1 protein-coding gene and 2 pseudogenes are annotated in these 2,784 nt (G+C 61.2%); 2 read left to right on the plus strand and 1 reads right to left on the minus strand.

The genetic code is table 11. From position 1 onward, the window contains the following. Window positions 1-69: pseudogene (locus ACWDSL_RS52860) on the minus strand (response regulator transcription factor); the annotation flags it as partial. A gap of 1,575 nt (window positions 70-1,644) precedes the next feature. Here ACWDSL_RS52860 and ACWDSL_RS52865 point away from each other — a divergent pair. Both ACWDSL_RS52865 and ACWDSL_RS52870 read left to right on the plus strand, forming a co-directional pair. Further along, the gene (locus ACWDSL_RS52865; protein WP_450496859.1) at window positions 1,645-2,220 is read left to right on the plus strand and encodes a hypothetical protein; all 576 of its coding nucleotides are present in this window, start codon (window positions 1,645-1,647) and stop codon (window positions 2,218-2,220) included. Between the two features lie 133 nt (window positions 2,221-2,353). Then, window positions 2,354-2,582 (plus strand): annotated as a pseudogene (locus tag ACWDSL_RS52870) (hypothetical protein); the annotation flags it as partial. Between the last annotated feature and the right edge of the window lie 202 nt (window positions 2,583-2,784).

A 2,784-nucleotide genomic window follows, 5' to 3' on the forward strand; every position in this document is an offset into this window, starting at 1 on the left:
CTCGGCGGTCAGACCGGTGTGCAGGGTGTGGGCAAGGTCCACCTCGTCTTCGACCACCAGGATGCGCATGCGGTGCAGCCTCGCACAGCGCCGGCGCGTCTTCCTGATCGGCCGGTCAGGTTGGGTCAGCAACCGGTCAACGAGGTCCGAACACGCTGGCCGAGTCTCTTCGCCACTACTGAAAGGCCCTGCCACCGATGTCCTGTGATGAACGTGGCCCCGCCGTGGCCAGAACGGTTTCCCCTCCCGTACTCGCCCGTCGACAATCACCGAGCCCGGCCGAAGCCTTTGTCGTCATCGCGCCCTTGTCGCTGACCAGCGCTCTATTGATCCGAAACTCAATCGGTTCTATTCGGGATGTAGCGGACGCGCGGGCCCCCGAAGTGGCCCGCGGACGACGTGTGGCTGACGTTGACGCCGGTGGAAGAATCTGCGTGTGGACTAATTCGACAAGATCGAGACGGCGAACACCCGTCGCCAGTAAAATGTTCGAGCAATTCTTGCCGATCATCGAGCCAGAAATCGATCAAATTGCCCAGTGAGACGTTCGATAGCTCCACAAGAGTTCCGCAGGAAATACTGAACGGACGACCATTGCCTCTCTCCGCCCCGGCGGTCCAACTGCCTGTGGATAGTGTTCATGCCAGCAGATTCACATGGGCGCATACATGCTGGCGCAAGCACTACGTCCCGATTTCGGCTACCGCCCTGGCCTTGCCGCTGTATGCAGTATGGGCCGCCTATCTGGCAACAGGTGGCGGTGACCTTGCCGCGCAAATTTCATGGGCGGATTTCGTCTCCCGACACCCCGGATCCCCCTACAACCTGGGCTGGTACGGGGGCATCCATGTCGGCAACTACAGTGTAATTGCGCCGCAGTTGATGGCTTTTCTTGGTGTGCGGACTGTCACCGCGGGGGCGGGAATCATTGCCACGTGGTTCATGGGGCGTATATTCGTGCGTAGCGGAGTAAGTCGTCCGCTGTGGCCTACACTCCTGGCGGCCCTGTCTCTCTGGGCGAATGTCGCATCGGGGCGCTCGACTTTCGCACTGGGCGTGACTCTGGCACTAGTATCCTGTCTTGGCCTGGCAGGTTCCAGTCGGCGCTTGGTCCTGGCATCGGCGTTCAGCGCCGTGGCAACTCTGGCCAGTCCCGTCGCAGGGCTGTTCCTCCTGGTTCTTGGGGCAGGGTGGCTCTTGAACCGGGATATTGGAAGAGCTATCGCTGTTTGTGCACCACCTGTCGCAGTGGTCGCTTTGGAAATCTTGCTCTTTCCTTTTAGCGGCGTAATGCCCATGGCAATGGGCGATATTTGGAAGCCAGCCCTCTTCGGAATCGTTCTGGCGCTGCTGGCACCGCGAGAGTGGAGGACTCTACGTTTCAGCTCCGCGGTTTATGCGTCAGGCGTGGTTTTGACCGGACTGATTTCTTCGCCTGTCGGCTCCAACGTAATCCGTCTCGCTGAACTATTCGGGCCTCCAGTGCTTCTCTGCGTGCTACTCGAGCGCGGCGTTCGAATAGTGCCAAGGATAGCTATCGGGCTTTCCCTCGCTCTTTCTGTGCAGTGGGTGACGGCACACACTGTCCATGTGCTCAAAATGTCGACACCTGTGCCGTCATGGGCGTCCCACACGCAAGGTGTGTTGAAGGCACTCGACCGTTTGCACGCGGACCGCACGCGTGTGGAGGTAGTGCCTGCTGTCAATCATCGCGAAACCACCGTACTCGGTCCTCACGTGAATCTGGCACGGGGGTGGAATCGTCAGCTCGATGTAGAACGTGGGGGCCTGTTCTATGAAAACCAGTTCACGATTGGGAAATATCGCGCATGGCTCGACAAGTGGGCGGTGGGTTATGTCGTCTTGCCGGGGGGTGAGCCTGATTGGGCGGCAAAAGACGAAGCCAAGCTCGTCCGCAGCAGACCAAGCTGGCTGGAGCCGGTATGGCACGACTCCCAGTGGCAGATTTATCGGGTGAAGGGTGCCAGGCCAATTATCTCAGGTGCAGATGCGTCAGTCGTCAGCAGCGACAACGCAAAAATTGCAGTACAAGCCCCCAAGCCTGGAATGGTCAGGTTGCGTATCCCCTATTCCCCCTGGCTACGCACCAGCGCTGGTTGTATCGAGCGTGATGGTGACTGGATCCGTTTCAGAGTTTCCACACCAGGGCTGTACGAAATCGGCAGCTCCTATGCGGTGCCTTGGCAAGGGAACTGCTGACGTGAGAGGGGAGAACAGGGGTGGCGGAGCAATGACATCCGATCAGGCGGGAGACGTCCGGGCGGATCCGCCCGTTCCCGAGGGTCAGGGGCGGGAAGTCCCGGCTCAGCGCGAGGACATCGCATCCTCGGGCATGAGCCCTAACCGAGTCGTGGCCGGCCGCTACCGTCTGCTCGACCCTCTCGGAGAAGGCGGCATGGGCACCGTGTGGCGCGCCCACGACGAGGTGCCGCACCGGGAGGTCACCGTCAAGTCCGGGCTCCGGCCGCGGGCTGCCCAGCGCCAAGGTGGAGCGTCTGTACACGCGGCTGGAGCGCGGATCGGCGCGGAGGTCCTGGCCGCGCTCCAGGCCGCGCACGAGGCCGGGGTGCCGCACCGGTCTCGTATCCGACCTGACCCGGCCCAACGGGCACGGCTTGCCGAGATCCGCGACAACTTGATCGCCCGAATCGCCGAAGCCGAGACGGAAGGGGCTTGACCCCTGATCTTGGACACACGAGACACTAGATCTTGAGAATCTGAGAACGGACATCTCGTGGTCATGAAGCACTACCCGCCGGAGTT

The sequence above is a fragment of the Streptomyces sp. NPDC000941 genome (assembly GCF_053599555.1).